The following is a 24,056-nucleotide window of genomic DNA, read 5'->3' as shown; positions in this document are numbered from 1 at the left end:
CGACAACGGTCCACTTCCCCGGTCATGGCCTCGAGGGGATGCCGATCCGCCGCATTCCGCGCAATGAACCGGTCCGCCCGAGCCACCGCCCCCGGATTGGCTCTACGCCACGAGGTCGGAGGTCTTGCCCGGCGCACGGCGATGCGAGCGGCGCGCGCTGAAGGGGAGAAGCGCGTCGACCACGACCTCGGGCCGCTCGATCGCCGCGAAGTGCCCCGCTCCGGCGATGACGTGGTGCCGATGATCCGGGATGATCCGGCCGAGCACCTCCGCGTCCCCCGCGCCGACGAACACGTCGTCGGCGCCGCTGACCGCCCGCACGGGGCACTCGATGCCGGCCCACGCGGCGATGTCGTACGCGGAGACGGCGCGGGCCGCGGCGGCGAAGGCCGCGGGGCGCAGCTCCCGCGAGAGCGCGTCGAACACGCTGGAGTCTACGACGCTGCGGGCCGCGAACAGCGGCGACGCCAAGGGCGCGAGGATGCCGATGCGGTGCAGCATCCGCCCGATCCCCCGCCCCGCGGCGCCCAGGTACGCGAGCGTCCTCATCGCGACGAGCATCCCCGCGAACCACGGCAGCCGCACACCCCCACGCCAGGGGCGGCGCACCGCGTCGAGCACGGCGGGACCGCTCGGGGAGACGACCCCCACCGACATCGCCGCCTCCGGATGCCGGGCCGCCAGGTCGAGCGCGACGAAGCCGCCGAGCGAGTGCCCCATGAGCCGCCAGCGGGAGTAGCCGAGGGATGTCGCGATGTCGAACACGGTCGTGCTCATGTCGGCGACGCCCGCGCCCTCGAGCACCGCCTCGCTCTCTCCCCAACCCGGCAGGTCGATCGCGATGACGTCCTCCATCGGCCACCCGAGCCGATCCGCCGCCTCGATGAGCGGCACCCACGTGCTCCACGATCCCGCGGCACCGTGCAGAAGAATCGTCGCCGGCCCGTGGGCCGAGCGGCGTCCCGCATGGACGACGACGTCGCCCAGGATGCTGGGGGCGACGATGCGCTCGAGCCCGAGGGTCCGGGGATCGATGTCGAGGGAGATGGCGGGCGAGGCGCCCGAGCGTGCGGGCACCGGAAGAGTCACGCCTCTCTTCGGCGGTAACGCGGGTTCGAATCCCGCTGGGGTCACCAACAAGAAAACCCCCGGTCATCCGGGGGTTTTCTTGTTCTTGCCGAAAGGCTCGAACGGGCGCTATGCGGCTTTTGGCAACAGATTGGCAACATCTGATTGCATCGCCGCGAGGTTCAGCGCCGTGGCAACACCGTCGAGGTCGTCGTCGAACAGGTCGGCGTACACGTCGAGGGTCACCGCGGCGGAGGCGTGGCCGAGCATCCGCTGGACGGCCTTCACGTTCGCGCCGGCGCTGACGGCGAGCGAGGCCGCGGTGTGGCGCAGCTCGTGCGGGGTGAGGCCCTTGATCCCGACCGCCTCGGCAGCGGTGTCGAACCAGCCGACCCGGTAGACGTGGTTGCGGAGCCAGGTGCCGGTGCGGATGCCGTAGAACACCGGGGCGTCGCCGGGGCGTCCGGCGATCTGCGCGCGGAGCAGCCCGACGAGGAACGCGGGGATCGGGATGCTGCGGTGCTCGTAGTCCTTCGGAGGCTCGATGCGCTGGTAGCCCTTGTCGGCCACGACGGTCTGCTCGACGGTGAGGCGCGGGTGCTTCGCGTCGAGGTCGAGGTCGCGGATGCGCAGCCCGGACAGCTCGCCCCAGCGCAGGCCGCAGTATGCGAGCACGAGGACGACGAGGCCGTAGCCGTACTCGCGCCCGTCCTTCATCTCGTCGATGGCCTGGGCGAGCGCGGCGACCTGATTGTGGGACAGATACCGCTTGCGGGACTTGGTGGGCTTGGGGAGCTTGAGCCGGGCGGCGGGGTTGGAGGGCAGGCGCTCGTCCTCGACCGCGAATCGGAGCGAACCGGAGAGGACGTTCACGATCTTGCGGACGGTCGCCGGGGCGCCGGGGAGGGCCGAGGCCCACTCCTGCACCCGCAGGCGGGTGAGGTCGCCGATCGGGATCTTCCCCAACTCGGGGACGATGTGCTTGGCGATGATGTTCTCGACCCGGCTGCGGGTGGTCGCCCGGAGGTCGCCGCGGGCGGCGATCCAGGTCTGGAGCCATTCGGCCACGGTCACCCGCGCCCGCGACGGGTCGAGGTAGCGGCCCTGGGCGATGTCGACCTCCGTGGTCGCCAGGAACAGTTCGGCCGCCTTCTTGGTGGTGAAGCCGCGCTTCTGCGTCTGCTTCTTGTCCGGGCGTCGGTAGAGCGCCCGGTAGCGGCGGCCCTTGGCCGTGTCGTAGGACTCGATGCTTCCCATGACCGGCTCCTACTGCTCCAGCCCGGCGAGGCGCTGCACGTCGATGCGGCGGTAGACGCGCTTGTGCCGGGTGAGCCGAATCGGCTCCACCGGGGCCTGGCCCGCCAGGGCGAGGGTGCGCAGCGTCGTGCGGTGGATGCCGAGCAGCGCCGCCGTCTCCTCCTCGGAGTAGAACAGGCGCTCGGGCTCCCGAGCGTCGAGGGGCGATGCGCTCTGACCCATCACGGCCTCCTTCGAATCTACGATCACATCCGCGATTGCTGCTGTCGTCTTAGATTAGACCAACACGCCAATCACAGCAAGAGTTTTAGTTGCTCGTGTCGCTCGGTACACTCGGGATGTGACCGCAGCCCCGCGCAGACCCGGCGACCAGTCCTATGACGGCCTGATCGTCTCGGCCGATCTGCCGGACGGCTGGCATCTGCCGAGCCGGTTCCCCGGCGAGCGGGAGGACGACGCCAGCGCGCAGATCGACGCGCTCCTGGGCTACAACGATCAGGCGACGACCGAGGCCGACCGGCAGGCGCAGCTCGACTCGGAGCAGAACGAGACGATCGACGGCCGCTGGCGCTACATCGAGCACACGGCCACCGCGACCCGCGTGTTCATCCGGCTCCAGCGCCAGCAGTTCGCCGTCCCCGAGGAGGTGCGCATCACCGGGGTCGTCTACCTCCCGTGGCGGCCGGGCGATCCCGTCTCCAGCCAAGACCTCCGCACCCTGCCGACCGCGCGCATCGAGGCGGCGATCAACGAGCGCCTGTTCGCCATGAAGCGCACGGTGACCATCACCGGCGGGAAGATCGTGCTGCCCTCCGGCCGGAAGGTCAGCGAGCGGGATCTGCTCAAGCCGCTCGGCAACCCGAAGCGCACCCCCGACTTCTACGAGCTGGTCGCCCTCCAGTACGGCAAGCTCTCCGCGCAGGGCGACGCGGCCCCGGCGGTCACGATGGCGAAGATCAACGGCGTCGCCCACGCCACCGCGCAGGGCTGGCTCGTCCGCACACGCTCCCGTGGACTGCTCCCGCCTGGCCGCCGCGGATAGGTCGCGGGGGAGCGGCCCGGCGCTCGCTCACGCGCGGTTCAGCGAACGTCCGGTGATGAGGATGCCGCGCTGACGGAAGGCCCGCGGGCTCTCCTGCTCGGCCTCGGTGCGGAAGATAGAGGGAACCGCCGGATACCAGCCGTCTGCGCGACGGGCGGGGTCGAGCGCCCAGGCGGGCACCGCCCAGCCGTCGCGCTCGGCGAGGTGGTCGGCCAGCGCCGCGAACGCGGCGTCGAGCTGCATGGAGCCGGTGGGCGCCGGCTCGTCCGCGAACACCTGCGCGGCGAGCGCGATCCCGCCACGGCGGAGGGTCGAGGTGTGGTCGTCGAGGGTCTGGAGGATGCCGAAGCGCCAGCACGTCTCGGGCGTGTCCCCGGCGACCAGGAGCACGGCGCAGCGGGCGGCGTTGTCGGCGGCGGTGTGGCGCACGCCGACGCCCGCGCCCGGCACAGTGGCCGGCGCGCTCTGCGCGCGCGCCAGCAGCGCGCCGATCGGCAGCACCTCGCCCTGGAACCCCACAACGGCCTCCATTTCCTCGGCTCCCATTCTCCTGGAGCCGCGGTCGGATGTCCCGAGGCACCGTGCCCTGGCGCGTGGCGGCGCGTACCCTGGGGCTATGACCACCGTTCCCGCGCCGAGGTTCCGGGCGAGCCCGGCCGTCGCGCTCGGCATGGTCGGCGTCGCGGTCGTGGCGATCCCGGCCGGCCTGTTCGGGGCCGCGTTTTCGATGGCGGCGGTGTTCCTGTTCGGGGCCGTCGCGGAGCTGGCCGGGGTGATCGGGTGGCTGCGCCGTCAGCGATGGGGCTTCCTCGTCCTCGCGCTCGGCGCTGGACTGATGCTCGGTGCCGCCGCGTACATCGTGCTCGGGCTGATCCAGCCCGACGGCGCCGGAAGCGGCGGCGGGTTCGGCGGGCTTCCGGCTCCCTGACGCCCGCCTACCGGCTCAGCCCGCGGTCGGGCGGCGTCGGCCCGGCCTGATCGGGGCGACGGGTGAAGTCGTGGAGCTGGGCGGCGCGGGCCTCGCGTGCGGCCAGGGCGCGCTCGGCGGCCTCGCGCTGAGCCTGCTCGTGCTCGGCGCGCGCTTGGATCAGGGCGGCCGCCTCGACGGGCGGCAGGGCCTCGATCGCGGTCAGGTCGCGGCGCGCGGCCTCGGCGCGTTCCCGCCACCGGACGGCCTCGGCTCCGGGCCGGCTCGGTGCGCGGTCGCCGAGCAGCCGCCTGCGGAGGTTCCCGCGCTCCTGCGCCTGGCGTGCGGTGAGGCGCTGCTGCTCCTGGCGCGCGTCATCGGCGCGTTCGCGCGTCTCGGTCACGCGGGGGTCGCTGTCAGCCTCCTGCTGCGCAACGGACGCCGCCCAGGGCTCGACGCTCTCGGGCGTCTCCGGCAGACGGCCCCAGCGTCGCCGCCCGCCCGTCTCGATGCCGCGGTACTCGTCGCTGGCGGTCGTCAGCGCGCGGCCGGCGCTGCGCTTGCGGAGCCCGCGCGCCGCGCGGTGCGCGGTTGCCGCGTCCCGCATGCGCGCCCGCGCGTCGAGGTAGGCGGTCCCGTCGGCGGTGGCCTGCTCGATGAGCGGGCCGACGACCTCGGCGCGCACGCGCTCGGCATCCCATTCGGCCCCCGCGAGGATCGTCTGCTGCGCGTCGGCCTCGGCCCGATGCTGCCGCGCCTGGCCGTCCAGTGCGGCCACGGCCCGCTCCCACTTCGCCGCCTCGCGCTCGGCGCGCTCGATCCGCTCCGTCAGCCGGGCGCGCTCGGCGTTCACGACGTGCACCGGCCCGTCCGCGACGACGCCCGCGACGGTAGCCTGCGCCCGCTCGGTCGCCTCGCGCAGTCCGCGATCGGCGCGGTCCCGCTCGAGCGCGGCCATGAACTGCTCGCGCGCGTCCCCGAGGTCCGCGGCGACGACGTGCAGCCGGTTCTCCTCCTGCCCGCGGGTGAGGCCGACGTAGACGCCGGCCGCATCCAGCGCATCCGACAGCACGGTGTGCGACGCGGGGGCGGTCATGCCCTGGACGCCGTAGGCGGTCGCGGCGTAGGCCAGGTGCGCGTGCTCGGCGACGTACTCGGCGGGCAGATGCACGGTGCGCTGCTGCTTCCGCTGGCTCGCGGCGTCCCGCACCCACAGGCTGCCGTCGCCGCTGACGTGCTGGACGATCCAGGTCTGCCGGTTCGCCACGCCCGCCTCCGAGTCGTTGCGGCGGGTCTGGATGAGGTCGCCGGTGCCGATGCTCAGGCCGTCCGCGCCGTCGATGGTGCGGGCGTCGTCGACCGCGCCCGCGCGCACCCGGTCCTCTCGGATCAGGGTGTTCAGCTCGCGCGCCTCGTCGTTGGTCGCCGCGGTGATTGCGGCGCCGTCGATCCGCTCGGCGGCGACCGCGGCGCGCAGCGCGTCGGCGTCCTCGTGGAGCCGCACGAGTCCGAGCGCGTGGAGCCGGTCGAACAGCCCGGCCGGGTCGCGGCCGGCGCGCAGGTCGAGAGTGAGCTGCGCGTAGTCGGGGTCCGCGAAGCGGTGCAGGCTCGTCAGCGAGTAGACCCTCGGAACGAGCGCGGCCGCGATGTCGAGCACCCCGCCGCGCCCCACGGCGGGGAGCTGCGCCCGATCCCCGACGAGTGCGAGCGTCGCGCCGGCCTCGTCCGCGACGGTCAGCAGGGCGAGGGCGGTGTCCTGGTCGAGCATCCCCGCCTCGTCCACCACGACCCGCTCCGCGGCGGCCAGCCGGTTCTCCCTCGCCGGACCGCGGTAGGTCGCGCCTGTCACCGGGTCCGTGTCGCCCACGGCCAGCCGGGTCCAGACCCCATCGGCGTTCCACCGGAACCCGTGGTCGTAGACGAGTGCCGCTACCGAGTCGGTCGGCACGCCCAGCTCGACGGCGGCGACATCGGCGGCCTTCTTCGTCGGCGTCACCACCCGCACGCTCCGACCGTTGCGCTCAGCGGCGCGGATCGCGGCCCCGAGCATGGTCGTCTTGCCCGCACCCGCCGCGCCCTCCACGACGACGAGCGGCCGGGTGGAGGCGAGCGCGGCGGCGGCGCGCGCCTGGTCCGCATCCAGCCCCGGCTCCTGCACGCGCGGGGATGCGCCGTGCGCCGGCCGGGTGGCGCGTGCGGCCAGTCGGTCGCGCAGCTCCGTCTCGACCGCGACGACGTGCAGCGTCGTCAGGTGCGCCACATGATCCAGCCGTCGCGCATCCGGCGGCAGGATCGAGAGGCAGTCGTCGGCGGCCAGCCGGGTCGTGATGGTGATGAACTCGCGCAGCTCCTCGCGGGTGGCGCGCACCCCGGCCTCGGTGACGATGCGTGCCACCTGCTCCTGCACGTCATGCACCGTCCATGCGGATGCAGCAGCCGCGCAGCGGTCGAGCGCACGGGAGGCGACCTGTTGCACGGCCAGCTCGTCCAGCGTGCGCAGGGGTTGCACGGTGGCGCGCGGCAGGTCCGGCGTGTAGCCGGCCTCCTGCAACTCGCGCAGCCAGCCGGTCTCGGAGCCGAGCACCCTGGGCTTCTTGCTCGGCCGCTCGTGATCCCACGCCTTCGCGTGCAACCGGGCGCGCACGACCGGCCCCGGCTCCTGGCCGGGATGCGCGGCCTCCCACTCGGCCTCGAACTTGGCGAGGTTGCGCGCCACCTGCTGCCCGCGCTTGGACATGACCGCGTTCCACTGCACCAGCTCCGCGACCTCCCCGGTCACCGGGTCAAGGGTGAGGCCGTGCGCGTCGAGCACCGCGGCGAGCTGCGGGTGCGCGGCGATGACCGCCGTGCCGAGGGCGCGGATCGCGCCCTGCTGCCGGAACAGCGCCGCGGTGTAGAGCCCGCGCCAGCGACCGGCCGCCCACACGCGCGTCCCGATCTGGAAGTGGATGTGCCGGTGGGGATCGCCGGCACGGGAGGTCTTGTGCGAGACGGCGACGGTTTCGAGCTGCTCGATCGGCACGACCTCCTGCTTCCCGCGCGAGCCGACGCGGGTGACCGAGTGCTGGCCGAGCCAGGACCGGATCTCCGCAACCGCGTCCCGCTGGGCGGCGTCCAGGGCCTCGGACACCTCCGGGTGCAGGGCGGCCGCGATGGACAGGGACTTGGGGACGTTCACGACCATCTCCATGAACCGGGGCGACCCCCGGCCGCCCTCGCCCCGCAGCCGGGGTTGCCCCATCGACTCCCCGGTGAGCGGGTTGATCCAGTCAACCCACTGGCGGTACTCCTCGGCGGTCAGCCCGAGCTCGCCGATCACCCGGCCCTCGGCGTCGACCGCCGTGAACTCGGCCAGGGCGGTCCCCGCCCCCAGGTAATACTCGTCCGCCCGCGCACGGTCGGACTCCAGATAGCGCAGGGCATCCGAGCCCGTGCCCCGGAACGGGATCACGCCGCCTTTCGTAGCTCGCCTCCTTACTCAAATGACAGCTACCGTATTAGGTAGGATACGTCCATTCGGAGTAGGGGAGGTTGGGAGTCAGGCGTGAATGGGAGTTTGGGGTGATTGGTGAGGGAAGTAGAGCGTTGGACGATGAGGGAGGTTGTCGGGGTAGAGCGCGGACTGTTGGGGGAAACGCCTGCGAGGGTGTGCACTCGGGCGCTGTGCTTGCGCCACCTGCTCCACAGCAGTCAGACTCCGCGACCGCCGCTGTCAGCTACGTCCGGTGACGCCAGCGATAGACGCCTACCGCTACGACAGCGGCAGCCACGCCAACGAGCAGGATGGGTGACTCGAATGCGCCGGCCGCCCCCGCGCCGGCAAGCGCCGCAAGTAGCAGTCCGTCAAACGCCCAGACCAGCCGTGCACCCGCACCCAGGTCGCCCATCGGTGTCGGGATCGGGGTGAGCAAGGCGGGCGGCAGCGAACCTTTCAGGGCATTGCTGACGCGGGCGATGAGGGTGAGCAGCCCGGCGGCGAGCGAGCTGACGATCGGCGCAGCGGCCGCGATGCCGGCGACGATGGAGCAGACGGCGACGGCCACGAGCAGGACGATGACGACAACGGCCAACGGGAACAGGGCGTGATTGGCGAGCAGGCGTTCATCGCTGATCCCGTAGAGGGGGAAGTCTGATGCGACACTCGCCGCGTGCCGAATTCCATCGGTGAGCGGGCCGAGGCCGGCGAACAGGAGGACACCGGCAGCGGCGCCGAAGAGCCATCCTGGAGCGGCTGGGGCGAACGCGAGCGCGATGAGCACTCCTGCCGAGGCCAACACGAGCAGGCCGACGATGAGTCGGCCCGGTGTGCGGGTCGCGCCGATCGCGTCACGGAATAGGAACGTCAGCGACAGCCGGCCTGTCGATCGGATGGCCCGAACGTGCCGGCCGAGGTGGGGTCGCCCCTGGTAGACCGTGGCCGCTGCGCCGAGGTCCAGGCCCGCTGCATGTGTGGTTGCGGACTCCCAGCGCGCGGCCTGCGCCAGCAACTCCGCGACACGGAGCCGGTCCAGCAGCACCGGCACCACCGCGACAAGGGCGGCGGTCAGCGCCGCAAGCAGCGCTAGGACATGCGGTGAACCGCTACCGGGATAGGCAAGTCCGACCCAGCCCCACGGGACGAACGCATGCAGGGGTGGGACTACGGCGGTGAGCGCCCCGAGCGCGAGCAGGCTAAGGGCGATCAGCACGGCGGCGCGGGGGAACGACTGCCCCGCGAGCCAAGCGACGGTCGTGATGATGCCGACGAGCGCGCCTGCCGCGACGAACAGGACGGCGCTGAGAGGGTCGGTCAGCCCGCGGCACGCAAGGCTGCCCCCGACCAACGCCGCCGCGAGCGTCGTCATGGCGATCACGAGCAGACCAGCGCGCAGGATGGGTCTGCGGAACGTCTCGAACCGAGGTAGGTCGCTGCCTGCGAGGGCATGTGTCAGGAACGGTGGCAGTAGCGCGGGGCCACGGTCCCGACCCAGCAGCAGCGCGCCCGCCCACAGCGCCGCGACGACAAGCGCCGTCACCCCCGGCGCAACCGGGGACATGAATATGGCAATCCCCGCCGTGCTGGTCGCACTCAACCACAAGGCCCGCGCGAGCGGGACGATGGTGACGAGGGCGACCATGAGGACCGCGTAGGCAACATAGGCGCGATCCCCGGTGGTGTGCGCGTTGCGCGCATGCCAGATCCCGAGCGCGGCGCGTGATCGGGTGCTCATGCTACCGCGTCCAGCCGGAGCGTCTGGTCGGCCAGGGCGTCCGCGAGCACGGAGCTGTGCGTGGCGACCACGAGCGTCGCTCCCTTGCTGCGCCGAGCGTGCAGAGCGCGGACGACGGACTCGACGTGTTCCGGGTCCAGCCGCTGCTCCGGCTCATCCAGGATCAGCACCTCGAACGGACGCGCCAGCACCAGGGCGAGGCCGAACAACTGTGTCTGCCCGGACGACAGTTCGTGCGGGAACCGCTCTGTCAGCGCACCCAACCCGAGTTCCGCAAGCACATCGCGCGCGAGGTTGGCTGCGCCCTGCGGATCATCCAGCCACGTCGTTGCGACCAGCACGGCGTGATCGAGCACGGTCAGGTCGGGAGCCATCGGCGGCAGGCCGATCATCGTGGCGACCCGGCGACGGAACCCGCGGTCCCGCTCGACCACCAGTTCCCCGCCGATCCGCACTGTCCCGCTCGACGGCTTCCTCACACCAGCCAGCACGCGCAGCAAGGTGGACTTTCCGCTTCCGTTCCTGCCGCGCACAACCAGGGCCTCGCCTCGCCGGGTCGTCACCGAGACAGGAGCCAGCAGCGTCACGTCACCCGCAACGACACCGGCCTCGATCACCTCGATCACAGACTCAATGCTTTCACGCCGAGAAGTTACGGTCCAACGTAAGGTCGTAGGTATGACGTCAATGGAAGGATTCGAGGCGAGGCTATCAGCGGTCGAAAAGGCCCTAGCCTCCTTACAGGCCGCGACCGCGGTACCAAGCGATGTCGCTTCTTCTAGCGACGGTGCGCTGTGGGCGCTGGAAGGTCTGCGGTCGCGCGCCCCCCAGGGTGGTGCCGTGCTCTATACGGGTACCGTCGATCTGCCGACTGGCGGCACCGTGCAATGGCAGTACGCCCTTCCTGCGGTGGCTGTGTTCGAGCAGGACTGGTCCGAGCAGTCAGTCGCCCTGACCGCGCTCGGACATCCGGTGCGCTTGCAGATTCTCCATGAGGTGCTGCGCGGCACGAACACCGTTGCGGCGCTGGTCGAATCGTTGGAAACCGGCACGAGCGGTCAGATGTACCACCACCTGAAGGAGCTCACGGCGACCGGCTGGCTGGCCTCGGAACGACGGGCTGTGTACGAGGTGCCGGCGGCTCGGATCGTGCCCCTGCTGGCGATCCTCGTGGCGGCGGGCACGCCCGGATGAGCCGCGCTGTTCCCAAGTGGCTGTCGCGGGTGCTCGGCTTGCCCGGCTCGGTATCGTTTCGTCGCTTCGACGCCATCGTGGACGCCGCGAGAGCGCACGCCGACGAGCTGCGGGGGCTCATCGACCCCGCACTCCGGGCGGAGGCGGATTCGCTGTCCTTCGAGACGGGCGGCTCGCTCGACGCGGATGTGACCGCCCGGTTCCTGGCTGTCGCGCGGGAGGCGGCCGCGCGCACAGTCGAGCTGACGGCGTTCGATGAGCAGCTTGTGGCATGCTGCGCGTTGCTGTCCGGGCAGGCGGTCGAGATGGACACTGGCGAGGGCAAGACGCTCGTGGGCGCGCTCGCCGCGGCAGGGCACGCGCTGGCCGGCAGGAGAGTCCATGTCATCTCCGTGAACGACTACCTGGCCGAGCGCGATGCCGATTGGATGGGGCCATTCTTCGCCCTGCTCGGGGTGCGCGTTGCCTGGGTCGGACAGCACACTTCGCACGAGGACCGGCAGCGCGCCTATCGGTGCGATGTGGTCTACACGCCCGTGAGCGAGGTCGGGTTCGACGTGCTGCGCGACCGCTTCGCCGTCACCGATGACGAGCGGGTGGCCCCGGTGTTCGATGTGGCGATCGTGGACGAGGCCGACGCGGTGATGATCGACGAGGCAATGGTCCCGCTCGTGCTCGCTGGCACCTCCGACCACCGCGCCGGGGACTTCACCGAGGCGACGCTGCTGGTCGAGGAGCTGGAGGACGAGCAGGACTTCACGATCGACGCCGACCACGCGACGGTCACGCTCACCGACGCCGGCCTGGACCGGCTGGAGGCGAAACTCGGCGTGAACCTCTACGCAGGCGAGCACATCGCCACCCTGACCCGGATCAACCTCGCCCTGCACGCCCGCGTGCTGGTGCGCCGCGATGTGGACTACCTCGTGACGGACGGCCGGATCAAGCTCATCAACACCGGCCGAGGTCGCGTCGCCCACATGCAACGCTGGCCCGACGGACTGCACGCGGCAATCGAAGCGAAAGAACACCTGAGCGTGAGCGCGCCCGGCGTGATCCTCGACACCATCACGATCCAAGACCTCCTGCTGGCCTACCGCACCCTGTCCGGCATGAGTGGCACCGTCACCGCCGTTGCCGAGGATCTGATCGAGTTCTACAAACTCCCCTCCGGCCGAGTGGAACGACACCGGCCGAATATCCGCGCCGATGAGCCAGATCGCGTGCTACTCACCACAGCCGACAGGCTCGCGGCGATCGTGGACGAGATTCGGACGCGACACGCGACCGGGCAGCCGGTCCTCGTCGGCACACAGAACGTCGCGGAGTCAGAATCCCTTGCGGCGATGCTCGCCGGCGATGGGATCGAGGCGCGGGTGCTAAACGCGAAGAACGACGCCGAGGAAGCCACGATCATCGCGCAAGCCGGCGAGTACGCCGCGGTGACCATCTCCACGCAGATGTCCGGGCGCGGTACGGACATCCGCCTCGGCGGGGCCGACGAGCACGACCGCGACCGCGTCGTCGCGGTCGGCGGTCTGACCGTCATCGCCACCGGCCGCTACCCCTCCCGCCGCCTCGACGCACAGCTCCGCGGCCGCGCAGGACGACAGGGCGACCCCGGCACGAGCCTGGCAGTCGTCAGCCTGGACGACGAACTCGTGCAGACCAACGTGCCCCAGCATGTCCTCACCACGATCGAGCGTGCCGGCCAGTCGCTGACGATGGAACGGCGTCGGCAGATCGTGAACACCGCCCAGCAGATCGCCGAGGGCATCCGACTCGACCGGCACCGCAACACCTGGGCCTACAACCGTGCCATTGCTGCGCAACGAGCCACCGTCCTCGCGCACCGGAGAGAGGCGGCGTCCGGCGACGTCGCCATGAGGATGCTGCGAAGCCTCATCCCTGACCATCTCGCCGCGCTGGAACGTGCTCGCGGGAGCGCGGTCGCGGACACGGTTCGCACCGTCGCCCTCTACTACCTGGACGACCATTGGACGGAGCACCTCGCGCTGCTCCAAGAGATCCGCGACGGCATCCACCTCCGCTCGCTCGCCGGACAACGCCCCGCCGACGAGTTCCACCGGATCGCCCTGCGCGAGTTCCACGGCTTCCTCGATGCCGTCTACCAGGACGCCGCCGCCTTCATCGACGGCCTGCGCCCCGAGGATGTGGGCCAGAACCTCGAAGCCCTCGGACTCCGACGACCCTCTGCCACCTGGACCTACATGGTCACCGACGACCCCCTCGGAAGCCCCGGCGACCGGCTCGCCAAAGAGCTTGGCAAACGCTGGCGCTCCAAAGTCCTGCGGATCGAGTGAACTCAGCGTCCGATGCTCGGCGGCTGGTGACCGGGTGCGTCACGCGACGGGGCTGGGCGGTAGGGCGGGAGTGAGCGCCGGAGGGTCTGCCCGATCCTTCCTACGATCCCCGGTGGCTCGGGCACGGCGATCTTCAGGGCGATACGGCGGTGCGCCTGCTGCTCCTCCAGCGCCCGCACGTCGGCGCTCGGCCCGTTCCTCGCCAGCTCGATCATGCGGGCGGCGTCGTCTTGCAGCCGCCGGTAGGCCGGCGCGGTCCTCGGGCTGAGGTAGCCGCGCCGGGCGTGGGCGGCGCCGAACACGGCGCCGTAGTCCGCGAGCCAGCCGACCGCTTCGGCCAGGGCGAGCTGTCGGGTCTGCTCGCCGCGCAGCGCCTCGGCCGCGCTCGCCTCGTGCTCCCATCCGCCGGCCGGGGCGCGGTGGTTGTCGTAGAGGCGGCGGTCGCGGGCGTAGACCTGGATGCGGGAGACGGCGGGCAGGGCCTCCAGCGCGGCGACGACCTCGGGTGAGCCGGTCAGCGCCGTCTCGTGCGCCTCGGGCGGGGTCCAGCGGCCGACCTCGCCGCGACGGGCGCGCAGGAACCGCTCCTCCGCCGCCAGGCGCGATACCGGGGCGGGGGTGGCGACGGCGACGACCTCGACCCGGTAGCCGGCCTCCGCGAACCGGGCCGCGGTGCCGGTGACCATCGCCGGATCGCGGAAGGTGCCTTCCAGCAGGACCGGGTAGCCGTGCTGAATCGCATGGTCGAGGGCGAGGCGGATGAGCCCGCCGGAGGTCGGCGCGGTCGCGGCTGGCATCGCCAGCGGGTCGTTCACCGCGAGGTCGCGGTAGCCGGGGTGGTAGGCGCGCAGATCGTCCCCAGTGATCGACACCAGCTCGGGGTGCTCCGCGAGGATCGCCGCCTGCGCCCTGGTCTTGCCCGCGGCGGGCTGGCCGCCGAGCAGCACCAGGAGCCGGTCGCCGGCCGGGACCGGCGGGAAGATCGCCTGCCGCACCGCGGCGTCGAACACCTGCCGCAGCCGCGCCTCGTCGGAGGCGGCGGGATCGCTCACGCGATCCGGCGAGTCGCCTGGCCGGTCAGCGCGTCGATCTCATCGAGCCACGCCTGCTGCTGGGCGATCAGCCCGAGGCGGTCGTCCGGGTCCAGCGCCGTGCGCTGCTGATTCACCAGGCGCACCCGCGCGGCCCAATACTCGCGCTCGCGCTCGTCGGTCGTGGCGAGCTGCCGCTCGATCAGGACGGAGGCCAGGGTGGTCGCGCCCTGGGCGGTCATGTCGTAGAGGGCCACAGCGCTCACGCGGGGCTCGTCGTCGTACCAGGCGCGCAGGGACTCGGCCGGGATCGCGCTTGGAATCGTCACGCTCATGGGATCACCTCTGCTTCGTCGTTGCTCATTCTACCTTGCCGGTCTGCTCCGGCCCCGGACCCGCTCCCTGCTGTCCGCGGGGTCGGGACGGAGGGTGCAACATCTGAGCGCAGCGAAGCGGTGTTGCGGCATCCGGCGCGACCCCGCAAGCTGGGAGAGCGGGTCAGGCGCGGAGTTCAGTCTGTCTCTCCGCGGATCGCTGCGAGGTCACCGCAGGCCATGCGTTCTTTCGGGGAACCTGTCGCGTGAGTGCGAGGACGAGCGCGACCGCGGCCATGACGATCCAGGCCACCCAGCCGAGCGGCCCGACAGCGGCAGGGTTCGCGGTTGCTCCGGCAGCAATGACCAGGGCGGAGAACCCGCCGGCGGCGTTGAAGGCGCCGTGGGCGATGACGGAGGGCCAGATATTGCCAGAGCGGATGCGGAGCCAGCCGATGAGGATGCCGTAGGCGATGCAGCCGACGATCATCAGCAGGAGACCGTAGAGGTTGGGCTGGGCGAAGTTGTAGCCGAGCAGGATGACAGGGGCGTGCCAGAGGCCCCACGCAGCGCCGCTCATCACGAGCGCCGGCCAGGTGCCGAGTGGCCGGAGCGCCGGCAGGAGGAAGCCGCGCCATCCGGTCTCCTCGCCGAGCGTGAGCAGGCTGTTGATGAGCGCGCCGATGGGGATCTCAACGAGCTGGATGATGGCGAGGAGTTGGACCGGAATCGGGAGAGTCGTCCCGACCGGCAGGAGTGCGTCGAGGGTGTGGGCGAAGCCGGAGAAGTTCACTAGGTCCAACTTGGTGAGGCCGAGCGCGGCGGCGAGGAACACCGTCACGATCGGCAGGAGTGCGCTACCAATCAGGCCGACGACGGCGAGCAGGATCGTGCGACGGACCGGGCGGATCGGCCACCAGCCGAGCCGGCGCAGGATCGCCCGCCCGTGGGTGCGCTGCACGACGATGACGGCGAAGAACGCGGCGGCCGCGGGCGTGTACATCGAGGCGCTGATGAGCAGGATGCCGAGCGGACTGGTCAGTGCGACGCCGCCGATCCACAGCGGGAGGTCGATGGCCCAGGCCAGGGCGCAGGCCAGCAGGTAGAAGGTCACTGCCGGAACCCACTGCACCCGTTCGGTGCTGGCAGGCTCGGCCTCGGGCGCACCGATCATGGCGTCACTTCGCCAGTTCGGGCGGGAGGATGAACAGGCCGGCAATGCGCTGATCGTCGCGGAAGGTGATGCGGGCCACGAAGTCGCCTGCCTCGAATACCAGCGGCGTGTTCGTGATCGTGAGGTCTGCGGCACGGATGGTATCGACATCGCCGCGATGTTCGTAGGCGCCGGCAGTGCCGATGATCTGCGCCCACGCGGCGGCGAGTCCGTCGGCGTTCAGCTTCTCGGCCATCGTCGCATCGAAGCGCGCAGCGACCTCGTTCCAGCGTGAGCGGGCGAGGTCGTCGATGACCGTCTCGGCGAGTGCGGTGGCTTCAGGCAAGGGCGTGGTGTTCATGGCTTCTCCTGTTCGTGGGTCGATCGGCTTCCCGAATCGCTGGAATGCTGCCTGGCGTGAGATGCCCAGCGCGTCGCCGATCTGCTGCCAGGTCCGACCGCCCGCCCGCGCCCGCTGGACCGCCGCCGCGACAATGTCGGCGGAGCGGCCTTGCAGGTCGGACGTCAGGCGAACGGTGGTCAGTAGCTCATCCCCGCTGTCGAGCACAGGGACGGCGAGGATCGCGTCCAGATCGTTGCGCAGTGTCCCAAGCATTGACGTCAAGGAATCGGTCACTCGTAAACTATATCTTTACATACTGGCGATGGGTGAATCGGCCGGTGAGGGCGACGCGGCTTGCGGCCTCTCGCACGCTTCCGCAAGCTGGGAGAGCGGGTCAGGCGCGGGCTTCTCGTCACACTCGACAAGCGGCCGGAGGCACCAGGATTACCCGCCCCCGCGGGGGCGGAAACGTGGCAACATCTTGGCAACGAACGCTGATGACGAGACGTTCTGCGACGCACGCGACGCACGCGGAATCCCTGTAAACACAGGGCAGAACGGGGTCGGGTACGCAGTTCCGGGGGAGCCGATTCCCCTCTCTTCGGCGCCGACGCCCGATCGGATGCCTCAGCGGGCGCTCGGGCCGCCCGATCGCTCCGTCGGCCGCGGGAGCACGTTGCGCAGCGCGTCTGCGAGCGTGACGAGCCCGACGTACCGCGAGCCGTCCATGACGATCGCCAGTTGCTGGCTCTCGCGGCGCATCCGGGCGAGCGCCTCGTGCACGAGCGTGCCCGACGCCACGACGAACGGTGCGCGTGCGAGCTCCCGCGCGGGGCGGTCGGGGCTCTCCAGCAGCGTGTCGCGCACGTGCACGACGCCTTCGATCCCCTGCTCGGGCGAGCCCAGCAGGATGCGCAGGTGACCCGACTCCTGCGCCGCCCGTTGCACGTCCGCCACCGTCGCGTCGTGCGCGACCGACGTGGGCACCACGTCGTGGGGTACGAGGTCGTCGACCGTGAGGGTCTCCAGTTCCATCGCCCCGCGCAGCGAGGCCTGGTACGAGGAGTCCAGCGCCCCGACCGCGGCGGAGTGCTCCACGAGGTGCCGCAGGGTGGCCGTGTCGTACCCGCCCGCGGCGGCGCGGTCGACCGGCTCGATGCCGCTGGCCGCGACGAGACGGTTCGCCATGTTGTTGATCCACAGCAGCAGGGGACGGAACACCCAGATGAATGCTCGCGCCGGCAGCGCGATCAGCAGGGCAGACCGCTCGGGATGCGCGATCGCCCACGACTTGGGCGCCATCTCCCCGACCACGAGGTGGAGGAAGGTCACGATGAACAGCGCGAGGGCGAACGCCACGACATCCGCCCCCCACGCGGGCATCCACGAGGAGAACAGCGGCAGCAGCCACGCGTCGACCGCCGGCTTCGTGACGGCTCCGAGCGCGAAGGTGCAGGCGGTGATGCCCAGCTGAGCACCCGCGAGCATGATGGTCAGCTCGTTCGAGCCGCGGATCGCCGCCCGCGCCGAGCGCTTCGTCGTCGCCAGTTCCTCGAGCCGGTGGCGCCGCGCGCCGAGCAGCGCGAACTCGATCACGACGAAGAACGCCGAGAGGGCGATGAGGGCGATCGTCGCGACGATCACGATCCATGCATCGGTCATCGCTGCTCCTCCTCTCCCGATCCTGCGGCGTCCCGGTCGGCATCGCCGCCGTCCGCGTCCGCCTCGTCCTCCTGCACCTCGTGCAGCCTCACCTCGACGAGCGCCGGCACGTGGCGGCTCACCTCGAGCACGCGCACGTCGAGCCAGCGCTCGGCGACGGTGTGCCAGACCACGTCGGATGCCTCCTGCGGCAGATCGATGCGCACACGGTCGCCGACCCGGGGCAGGGCCCCGACCGCGGCGATCACGAGCCCCGCGACGGTCTCGTAGTCGCCCCGCGGCAGATCGTGACCGATCTCGCGCTCGGCCTCGTCGAGGTGCACGTCGCCGCCCATGCGCCACGCGTTCTCCCCGACGGATTCCACGCCCGCCGGCAGCTCGTCGTCGTGCTCGTCGGTGATCTCCCCGACGACCTCCTCCGCGAGGTCCTCGAGGGTCAGGATGCCGGTGAACCCGCCGTACTCGTCGATGACGCACGCGAGCTCATTGCGCTCGTAGGTCATCAGCTCGAGCGCGTCGGGCAGGCTCATCAGCTCGGGAACGACGGTGGGCCGCCGCATGAGGGTGCTCACGGCATCCGCGCTGCGCGCCGCACCGGCCGCGAGCACGTCGACGAGGTGCACGACACCGAGCGGCTGGTCCTCGTCGTCGATCACCGGGTATCGCGTGTGAGCCTCGGCCATCAGCGCCCGTACCTCCGCGATCGTCGTCTCCGGACGCACGACGCCCACGCGGGAGCGCGGGATCATCGCGTGCTCGACATCGCGGTGCGGGAAGTCGAGGATGCGATCCAGCATGCGGGAGAGCTCTTCGGGCAGATCCCCGCTCTCACGGGAGTCGGCGACGATGTGCTCGAGGTCGTCGGCGGTGGCGCTCGAGTCGACGTCGTGCACGGGTTCGATGCGCAGCAGGCGCAGGAGCGCGTTCGCCGCGTGGTCGAAGACCGTGATGAGCCATCCGAACACCGTCAGGTAGAAGAGGGTGGGCGCGGCGAGCGCGCGCGCCAGCGGACCGGAGTTCGCGATCGCGAGGTTCTTGGGATATAGCTCGCCGAAGATCATCTGCACGACCGTCGAGACGACGAGGGCCGCGACGGTTCCCACCGTGACGCTCACGGCGGGTGGGATGCCGACGCCCCCGAGCAGCACGCCAAGCGACTCCCCAACGAGGGGCTCGGCGACGAATCCGACGAGCAGGCCCGTCACGGTGATGCCCAGCTGGGCGCCGGAGAGCATGAAGGAGGTGCGGCGGGTCACCTTGAGGGCACGTGCGGCCGCGGCATCCCCCGCCTCGGCCTGCGCGCCGAGCCGTGAGCGGTCGACGGACATGTACGCGAACTCTTGAGCGACGAAGAAGCCGTTCGCCGCGATGATCGCGAGGATCACGATGATCCCGAGGAGGAGCGTCAGGACGGCGATCAGCATGTCGCGCGCATCCCTCTCCCCGGCTCGAACCGGGCGCGCGTCGGGGTCGGACCGACGCGCCGGGGTCTATCTACGGGATCTTCGGATGGGCTGGTGAAGCGAACCGCGCAGCTCACAGTGTTTCGATGCCTCCAGGGTGTGGAATCCCACATTAGCGGGACAGCGAGGAAAGCGCCTCGATGTCACTTTTCGAGATCAGTGGTGTAAGAGGCACCGCCTCCCCGTAGGATGAAGGCTCACGCGATCGGCAGTTGCCTTTGGCGCGACGACGCCTCAAGGGCAGTAAGGAAACAACAGCATGGCCACCGGAACCGTCAAATGGTTCAACGCCGACAAGGGATTCGGCTTCATCGCACCCGACGACGGCTCCGCCGACGTCTTCGCGCACTACAGCGCAATCGCCTCGCGCGGCTTCCGTAGCCTCGACGAGAACCAGCGCGTCGAGTTCGACACCGCCCAGGGCCCCAAGGGTCTCCAGGCCGAGAACATCCGCCCGATCTGATCGGGTGAGACGAAAAGAGGGCGATTCCGCACGGCGGGGTCGCCCTCTTTCGCATGCGCCGACGCCGTAAAGTCGAGTCGTGACATCCGTCCTCTGGTACATCCTGCCCCTGGGTGTCGCGATGGCCCTGAGCGTGCTGCCCCTGCTGGCGGCGGTGCTGATCCTGCTCCGCCCAGATCCGCTGCCGGTGGGCGTTGGCTATCTGGCCGGTTGGGCGATCGGCGTGCTCGTGCTCGTCACCGTCTTCACGCTCGCCGCGAGCTTCATCCCCGCGGGCCGCGGCACCAGCGTCCCGGGATGGGCCCACACCGCCGAGATCGTGCTCGGCGGTGCACTCGTGGCGTGGGGTGTGTGCTCGATCGCGCGGGCGCGCTCGGCGCCCCCGACCGCGCCGTCGTGGACGCGCGCCCTCACCTCCATCGGGCCGCGCCGGGCGGCCGCCTTCGGGCTCGCGATGAACCTGCGCCCGAAGAACCTCACGCTCGCGGTCGCCGCCGGGCTCGCGATCGGGTCGGCATCCCTCGACATCGTCGACAGCGGGCTCGCGATCGCCGTCTTCACGCTCATCGGCGTCTCGACGGTGGCCGCGCTCGTGCTCAGCTATCTCTTCGGCAACCGCCGCGTTCGCCCCACGCTGGAGCGCCTCAGCTCCTGGCTGCTCTCGCACGCGAGCACCGTCCTTCGCGTCTCGCTGGTCGTGGTCGGTGCGATGCTCGTGGCCATCGGGGCGAGCAACCTGGTGGCCTCGTGACCGTCTCGTTCCATCACGCGCCGGTCTCCGGCGTCGATCCCGTGCTGCTCTACCGGATGCTTCAGCTGCGTGTCGAGGTCTTCGTCGTCGAGCAGGACGCCGCGTACCCCGACCTGGACGGGCGGGATGTCGAGCCCGGGGCCGAGCTGGTGTGGGCGCAGCGGGGGGATGACGTGGTCGCGACCCTGCGGGTGCTGCGGGAGCCGGGCGCGATGCGCATCGGTCGCGTCGTCGCCCATCCGAGCGTGCGTGGCACGGATGCCGCGGCGCGGATGATGGCGTACGGCGTGGCGCTCTGCGAGAGCTTCGCCCCGCACCTCCCGATCGAGATCGACGCCCAGAGCGCGCTTGCGGGCTGGTACCGGAGGTTCGGTTTCGAGGTGAGCGGCGAGCAGTTCGTGGAGGACGGCATCCCCCATCTGCCCATGACGAGGCCCGCCGCGGGCTGAGCGGCGGAGCCACCGAGGGGGCGACGCGCGCGTGCATCCCGGCCCCGCCCGCGGGAAGTTCGCTAACGTGGGTCGGCGAACCGCGATAACGCGCGCCCGATTGTTCGCGGTGGGGCGTCTGCGTAGGAGGCTGTCCATGACCATCAAGGATGATCACCCGGCAGAAGCGGGGGCTCCCACGCCGCCCCGGCCGACGCCGAAGAAGGTGCTCAAGGAGGTCACGCATCCCGCGCTGATCCCGGGCATCGGGGTGGAGGACACCCCTCGCACGTTCGGCACCAACTGGGCGGTGTTCGGCATCGCGGGCGCCCTCGTGCTGGCCGTCGTCATCTGGGGCTTCGCCGCGCCCGACAGCATGGGCGCCGCGGGATCGGCCTCTCTCTCCTGGGTCACCACGAACTTCGGATGGCTGTTCTCGCTGCTGGCGATCGTCACGATCGGCTTCATGCTCGTCGTCGGATACGGCCGAACCGGCGGCATCCGGCTCGGCGCCGACGACGAGAGTCCGGAGTTCTCGACGGTGTCGTGGATCGCGATGCTGTTCTCCGCGGGCATGGGCATCGGCCTGCTCTTCTGGGGACCGGCCGAACCCCTCACCTACTTCAACGCGGTGCCCCCGGGCTTCGAGGCGGAGGCGGGGTCGCGCGATGCGATGCTCCTCGCCCTCGCGCAGTCGACGCTGCACTGGGGCCCGATGGCATGGGCCTTCTACGCTCTCGTCGGCGGCGCGATCGCCTACGCCGCGTATCGCCGAGGGCGCGCCCCGCTCATCTCGGCGATCTTCCGCCCCATCTTCGGAGAGCGCACCGATGGACCCATCGGCGCCGTGATCGACGTGTTCGCGATCATCGTCACCCTCTTCGGCACGGGCGTCACGCTCGGGATGGGCGCGCTGCAGATCGCCAGCGGCGTGGAATTCGTGACGGGCCTCGGGCCGTTCGGCAACGGCGCCCTCATCGTCATCATCACGGTGCTGACCGCGGCATTCGTCGTCTCGGCCGTCTCGGGCATCAAGCGCGGCATCCGCGCCCTGTCCAACATCAACATGGTGATCGCGGGGGTCATCGGGCTGTTCATCTTCATCGCCGGCCCCACCCTCTTCCTGCTCAACATCATCCCCGCGAGCGTGACGGCGTTCTTCGGCGAGCTGTGGACGATGCTGACCCGAAACCCGGCCCAGGGCGAGGATGCCTCCGCCTTCATGGCCGGCTGGACCAACTACTACTGGGCCTGGTGGATCTCGTGGACACCCTTCGTCGGCATGTTCATCGCGAAGATCTCCCGCGGGCGCACGCTGCGCGAGTTCGTGACGGTCGTCATCGGCGTCCCCTCCGCCGTCTGCGTCGCGTGGTTCGGCATCCTGGGCGGCACGACGATGCTGTTCGAGTCGGAGGGGCTCGGCATCAGCGACGCCGGGTCGAACGAGGCGATCCTCTTCGCCGTGTTCGACAACCTGCCCTTCGGCGCGGTGCTCTCGGTCATGGCGATGATCTCGATCATCCTCTTCTTCGTCACCTCGGCCGACTCGGCCGCCATCGTCATGGGCTCGATGAGCCAGCGCGGCAAGCCCGAGCCCTCCACCTGGGTGACGATCACGTGGGGGGTGCTGCTGGGCGCCGCAGCGCTCGCGCTGCTGCTGGTCGGCGGTCAGACCGCGCTCTCGGGACTGCAGTCGATCATGGTCGTCTCGGCGCTGCCGTTCGCGATCGTCGTGATCGGCATCATGATCGCCTGGGCGAAGGAACTGCACACAGACCCCTACATGCTGCGCCGTCAGTACGCGCGCGCGGCGATCGCGCAGGGTGTGCGCCGCGGCATCGCGGAGCACGGCGACGACTTCGTCTTCGGCGCCACCGAGGTCGAGGCGAACGAGGGCGCGGGTGCGGGCATCGACACCGACGACCCCGCCCTGACGGAGTGGTACGAAACGGCGACGGGTCAGCTCCCCGTGGTGTCGGCAGAGGACGTCACCCGCAACCTCGATCCGGGGCGTATCCAGAAGCGCGGCCCGGAAGACCCGAGCCACACCGCGTCGGGTGATGCGTCGCTGACCGTCGGAGAGGATCGCCGCGCCCAGCGGGAGGCCCGGCGGGCGCGCGGCGCGGAGGACTGAGCCGCAGGTCGGGTGCGCGATCGCGATGGGCGCGGGGGTTTCGGCCTCCGCGCCCATCGCGTGTGTAGGGATGCCTCAGCGGCCGAACAGGCGCGCGAGGAATCCGCCTCCGCTTCGCTGCGCCCTCGCGGCCTCGATCTCGGAGCGGGAATGCTCGCCCTTGCACCACTGCGAGGAGGCGACCGAGCGCTTGACCTGCGCGATGTGCTGGCCGCACCCCGCCCAGGTCGTCTTTCCGCACACTCGACAGGTCACGGGCTGGCACATGGTTCGCTCTCCTTCACGTCGGGTACCCCTGGGGGTGTACTCGACTATACCCTAGGGGGTATCCGCAGTGCGAATACGGAGCCGCAGCCGACCGTCTGCGGAGCCGATGAGGAAGAGCCGGGTGCTGGCACTCGCGGCGGGCGGCTCGCCGCGGCATCCCGTCCCCTCCGGAATGTGGCTGGAACGCGCGGGGCACCCGTTCCCGTTCCGTCGCCCGACGCCCGGCGCGCGGACGAATGAGCGGAAGCCGCTCTGCGCGAAGACGATTTCGCGGCTCAGGGCGCCCCTCGGCTCCTACCGCGGAAGCACGGTGAGCACCCGCTGCACGTGATCGCGGAACTCGCTCATGAAGGTGCGGAGGAACTGCTCGGTGTCGGCGTTGCTGACCGATCCGTCCTCACCGAAGACATCCGCCGAGAAATGGATGTATGCCTCGGGCGCAGTCATCTGCCGCGCGTTGCAGAAGCTGAGAACCCCGCGGAGGCTCTGCTGCGCCACGGCCGTACCGATCTGCCCGATGGAGGCGCCGATCACCGCGGCCGGGATGTGATCGAACGAGTTCTGCCCCCAGGGGCGTGACGCCCAGTCGATGGCGTTCTTCAGCGCTCCCGGAATCGACCGGTTGTACTCCGGCGTGACGAACAGCACCGCATCGGCGGCGGCGATCGCATCCTTCAGGGCCCTGGCCTCCGGCGGGAAGTGGGCGTCGTAATCCTGGCTGTACAGCGGCAGATCCCGGATCGGGATCTCGGTGAACTCCAGATCATCGGGGGCCACACGGATCACAGCCTTCGCGAGGATGCGGTTGATGGATGTGGAAGAAAGACTCCCGACGAAGTAGCCAACTTGATATGACATGACAGCTCCCGACCTATGGCTATGGGGTCATTGTCCACCTCGCGACGCACAATAAACAGGGCCCGACGAGGCTCACCTAAAGTGCCCGCGACACGCCCTCGGTGCCTCATTTGAGATTGCCCGCGAAATGGTGACGCTCGGGGCATGGGAAGTGAGTTGTCGATGGGTGCGCGTGTCGAGATCACGA

Annotated in this window: 23 protein-coding genes; 8 read left to right on the top strand and 15 right to left on the bottom strand. The window is 70.6% G+C overall.

The annotated features are described in order from the left end of the window. Positions 1 to 102: 102 nt before the first annotated feature. The 3 genes from ACIGCK_RS10105 to ACIGCK_RS10095 form a co-directional block, all read right to left on the bottom strand. Positions 103 to 1,077, bottom strand: coding sequence for an alpha/beta fold hydrolase (locus tag ACIGCK_RS10105; RefSeq protein ID WP_396665822.1), 975 nt, complete (start codon positions 1,075 to 1,077; stop codon positions 103 to 105). Between the two features lie 120 nt (positions 1,078 to 1,197). After that, positions 1,198 to 2,325 (bottom strand): tyrosine-type recombinase/integrase, encoded by a 1,128-nt coding sequence (locus tag ACIGCK_RS10100; RefSeq protein ID WP_396665820.1) that lies wholly within the window; start codon positions 2,323 to 2,325, stop codon positions 1,198 to 1,200. A 9-nt stretch (positions 2,326 to 2,334) separates the two neighbouring features. Next, positions 2,335 to 2,547 carry an AlpA family transcriptional regulator gene (locus tag ACIGCK_RS10095; RefSeq protein WP_146318766.1) on the bottom strand — a complete coding sequence of 71 codons (213 nt, stop codon included), beginning with the start codon at positions 2,545 to 2,547 and terminating at the stop codon, positions 2,335 to 2,337. A gap of 118 nt (positions 2,548 to 2,665) precedes the next feature. Here ACIGCK_RS10095 and ACIGCK_RS10090 point away from each other — a divergent pair, with 118 nt between their 5' ends. Continuing rightward, positions 2,666 to 3,367, top strand: a complete 702-nt coding sequence (locus tag ACIGCK_RS10090) for a hypothetical protein (protein ID WP_206494817.1) — start codon at positions 2,666 to 2,668, stop codon at positions 3,365 to 3,367. A 27-nt stretch (positions 3,368 to 3,394) separates the two neighbouring features. On the opposite strand, the gene ACIGCK_RS10085 is transcribed toward ACIGCK_RS10090, so the two are convergent. Next, positions 3,395 to 3,898, bottom strand: coding sequence for a hypothetical protein (locus ACIGCK_RS10085; RefSeq protein ID WP_396665818.1), 504 nt, complete (start codon positions 3,896 to 3,898; stop codon positions 3,395 to 3,397). A gap of 85 nt (positions 3,899 to 3,983) precedes the next feature. On the opposite strand from ACIGCK_RS10085, the gene ACIGCK_RS10080 reads away from it, so the two are divergent. Next, positions 3,984 to 4,295, top strand: a complete 312-nt coding sequence (locus ACIGCK_RS10080) for a hypothetical protein (protein WP_396665817.1) — start codon at positions 3,984 to 3,986, stop codon at positions 4,293 to 4,295. A 7-nt stretch (positions 4,296 to 4,302) separates the two neighbouring features. Here the strand turns inward: ACIGCK_RS10080 and mobF are convergent, their stop codons facing one another. The 3 genes from mobF to ACIGCK_RS10065 form a co-directional block, all read right to left on the bottom strand. Further along, positions 4,303 to 7,725: a MobF family relaxase gene (gene mobF / locus ACIGCK_RS10075; RefSeq protein ID WP_396665815.1), complete on the bottom strand. Its 3,423-nt coding sequence runs from the start codon at positions 7,723 to 7,725 to the stop codon at positions 4,303 to 4,305. A gap of 265 nt (positions 7,726 to 7,990) precedes the next feature. Next, on the bottom strand, positions 7,991 to 9,484 hold the full coding sequence (locus ACIGCK_RS10070) for a hypothetical protein (protein WP_396665814.1): 1,494 nt from the start codon (positions 9,482 to 9,484) through the stop codon (positions 7,991 to 7,993). Beyond that, positions 9,481 to 10,110 (bottom strand): ATP-binding cassette domain-containing protein, encoded by a 630-nt coding sequence (locus ACIGCK_RS10065; RefSeq protein WP_396665813.1) that lies wholly within the window; start codon positions 10,108 to 10,110, stop codon positions 9,481 to 9,483. The genes ACIGCK_RS10070 and ACIGCK_RS10065 overlap by 4 nt, the downstream gene beginning before the upstream one ends. Before the next feature lie 214 nt (positions 10,111 to 10,324). Here ACIGCK_RS10065 and ACIGCK_RS10060 point away from each other — a divergent pair, with 214 nt between their 5' ends. Together ACIGCK_RS10060 and secA2 are read left to right on the top strand one after the other, a co-directional pair. Further along, a complete protein-coding gene (locus ACIGCK_RS10060) occupies positions 10,325 to 10,678 on the top strand; it encodes an ArsR/SmtB family transcription factor (RefSeq protein WP_396665811.1) in 354 nt (117 codons plus the stop codon). Continuing rightward, a complete protein-coding gene (secA2, locus tag ACIGCK_RS10055; RefSeq protein ID WP_396665810.1) occupies positions 10,675 to 13,002 on the top strand; it encodes an accessory Sec system translocase SecA2 in 2,328 nt (775 codons plus the stop codon). Before ACIGCK_RS10060 ends, secA2 begins: the two co-directional genes overlap by 4 nt. Before the next feature lie 2 nt (positions 13,003 to 13,004). Here secA2 and ACIGCK_RS10050 read toward each other — a convergent pair whose 3' ends face one another. The 6 genes from ACIGCK_RS10050 to ACIGCK_RS10025 all read right to left on the bottom strand — a co-directional run bounded on the left by ACIGCK_RS10050 (position 13,005) and on the right by ACIGCK_RS10025 (position 18,929). Further along, positions 13,005 to 14,054, bottom strand: coding sequence for a zeta toxin family protein (locus ACIGCK_RS10050; RefSeq protein WP_396665808.1), 1,050 nt, complete (start codon positions 14,052 to 14,054; stop codon positions 13,005 to 13,007). Continuing rightward, positions 14,051 to 14,368, bottom strand: a complete 318-nt coding sequence (locus ACIGCK_RS10045; protein WP_396665806.1) for a hypothetical protein — start codon at positions 14,366 to 14,368, stop codon at positions 14,051 to 14,053. The genes ACIGCK_RS10050 and ACIGCK_RS10045 overlap by 4 nt, the downstream gene beginning before the upstream one ends. A 163-nt stretch (positions 14,369 to 14,531) precedes the next feature. Then, entirely contained in the window at positions 14,532 to 15,521 is a 990-nt protein-coding gene (locus ACIGCK_RS10040) for a lysostaphin resistance A-like protein (RefSeq protein WP_396665804.1), read from the bottom strand. Between the two features lie 4 nt (positions 15,522 to 15,525). After that, the gene (locus ACIGCK_RS10035; RefSeq protein ID WP_396665802.1) at positions 15,526 to 16,137 is read right to left on the bottom strand and encodes a DUF3887 domain-containing protein; all 612 of its coding nucleotides are present in this window, start codon (positions 16,135 to 16,137) and stop codon (positions 15,526 to 15,528) included. Between the two features lie 333 nt (positions 16,138 to 16,470). Continuing rightward, positions 16,471 to 17,505: a hemolysin family protein gene (locus tag ACIGCK_RS10030; RefSeq protein ID WP_396665801.1), complete on the bottom strand. Its 1,035-nt coding sequence runs from the start codon at positions 17,503 to 17,505 to the stop codon at positions 16,471 to 16,473. Beyond that, the gene (locus tag ACIGCK_RS10025; protein ID WP_396665799.1) at positions 17,502 to 18,929 is read right to left on the bottom strand and encodes a hemolysin family protein; all 1,428 of its coding nucleotides are present in this window, start codon (positions 18,927 to 18,929) and stop codon (positions 17,502 to 17,504) included. Before ACIGCK_RS10025 ends, ACIGCK_RS10030 begins: the two co-directional genes overlap by 4 nt. 298 nt (positions 18,930 to 19,227) lie before the next feature. On the opposite strand from ACIGCK_RS10025, the gene ACIGCK_RS10020 reads away from it, so the two are divergent. From ACIGCK_RS10020 to ACIGCK_RS10005, 4 genes are all read left to right on the top strand, one after another. Then, complete coding sequence (locus ACIGCK_RS10020; RefSeq protein ID WP_396665797.1) at positions 19,228 to 19,431, top strand: cold-shock protein; 204 nt, start codon at positions 19,228 to 19,230, stop codon at positions 19,429 to 19,431. Positions 19,432 to 19,510: 79 nt separating this feature from the next. Then, complete coding sequence (locus tag ACIGCK_RS10015; protein ID WP_396665795.1) at positions 19,511 to 20,182, top strand: GAP family protein; 672 nt, start codon at positions 19,511 to 19,513, stop codon at positions 20,180 to 20,182. Next, positions 20,179 to 20,631: a GNAT family N-acetyltransferase gene (locus tag ACIGCK_RS10010; RefSeq protein WP_396665793.1), complete on the top strand. Its 453-nt coding sequence runs from the start codon at positions 20,179 to 20,181 to the stop codon at positions 20,629 to 20,631. Before ACIGCK_RS10015 ends, ACIGCK_RS10010 begins: the two co-directional genes overlap by 4 nt. A gap of 136 nt (positions 20,632 to 20,767) precedes the next feature. Beyond that, entirely contained in the window at positions 20,768 to 22,744 is a 1,977-nt protein-coding gene (locus ACIGCK_RS10005) for a BCCT family transporter (protein ID WP_396665791.1), read from the top strand. A gap of 75 nt (positions 22,745 to 22,819) precedes the next feature. Here the strand turns inward: ACIGCK_RS10005 and ACIGCK_RS10000 are convergent, their stop codons facing one another. Together ACIGCK_RS10000 and ACIGCK_RS09995 are read right to left on the bottom strand one after the other, a co-directional pair. Further along, positions 22,820 to 23,011, bottom strand: a complete 192-nt coding sequence (locus ACIGCK_RS10000; protein ID WP_330171485.1) for a hypothetical protein — start codon at positions 23,009 to 23,011, stop codon at positions 22,820 to 22,822. A 294-nt stretch (positions 23,012 to 23,305) separates the two neighbouring features. After that, positions 23,306 to 23,869, bottom strand: coding sequence for an NADPH-dependent FMN reductase (locus ACIGCK_RS09995; RefSeq protein ID WP_396665789.1), 564 nt, complete (start codon positions 23,867 to 23,869; stop codon positions 23,306 to 23,308). Positions 23,870 to 24,056 lie beyond the last annotated feature (187 nt).

Source organism: Microbacterium sp. NPDC078428 (genome assembly GCF_044542535.1).
GTDB lineage: Bacteria > Actinomycetota > Actinomycetes > Actinomycetales > Microbacteriaceae > Microbacterium > Microbacterium limosum.
The sequence above is the reverse complement of the archived record's forward strand: the minus strand, read 5'-3'. Positions and strand labels throughout refer to the sequence as shown.

Coding starts and splice junctions, on each gene's coding strand:
- ACIGCK_RS10100 (WP_396665820.1), bottom strand. CDS start 2,325: ATGGGAAGCATCGAGTCCTACGACACGGCCAAGGGCCGCCGCTACCGG.
- ACIGCK_RS10095 (WP_146318766.1), bottom strand. CDS start 2,547: ATGGGTCAGAGCGCATCGCCCCTCGACGCTCGGGAGCCCGAGCGCCTG.
- ACIGCK_RS10085 (WP_396665818.1), bottom strand. CDS start 3,898: ATGGAGGCCGTTGTGGGGTTCCAGGGCGAGGTGCTGCCGATCGGCGCG.
- ACIGCK_RS10080 (WP_396665817.1), top strand. CDS start 3,984: ATGACCACCGTTCCCGCGCCGAGGTTCCGGGCGAGCCCGGCCGTCGCG.
- ACIGCK_RS10070 (WP_396665814.1), bottom strand. CDS start 9,484: ATGAGCACCCGATCACGCGCCGCGCTCGGGATCTGGCATGCGCGCAAC.
- secA2 (WP_396665810.1), top strand. CDS start 10,675: ATGAGCCGCGCTGTTCCCAAGTGGCTGTCGCGGGTGCTCGGCTTGCCC.
- ACIGCK_RS10045 (WP_396665806.1), bottom strand. CDS start 14,368: ATGAGCGTGACGATTCCAAGCGCGATCCCGGCCGAGTCCCTGCGCGCC.
- ACIGCK_RS10040 (WP_396665804.1), bottom strand. CDS start 15,521: ATGATCGGTGCGCCCGAGGCCGAGCCTGCCAGCACCGAACGGGTGCAG.
- ACIGCK_RS10030 (WP_396665801.1), bottom strand. CDS start 17,505: ATGACCGATGCATGGATCGTGATCGTCGCGACGATCGCCCTCATCGCC.
- ACIGCK_RS10025 (WP_396665799.1), bottom strand. CDS start 18,929: ATGCTGATCGCCGTCCTGACGCTCCTCCTCGGGATCATCGTGATCCTC.
- ACIGCK_RS10020 (WP_396665797.1), top strand. CDS start 19,228: ATGGCCACCGGAACCGTCAAATGGTTCAACGCCGACAAGGGATTCGGC.
- ACIGCK_RS10005 (WP_396665791.1), top strand. CDS start 20,768: ATGACCATCAAGGATGATCACCCGGCAGAAGCGGGGGCTCCCACGCCG.
- ACIGCK_RS10000 (WP_330171485.1), bottom strand. CDS start 23,011: ATGTGCCAGCCCGTGACCTGTCGAGTGTGCGGAAAGACGACCTGGGCG.
- ACIGCK_RS09995 (WP_396665789.1), bottom strand. CDS start 23,869: ATGTCATATCAAGTTGGCTACTTCGTCGGGAGTCTTTCTTCCACATCC.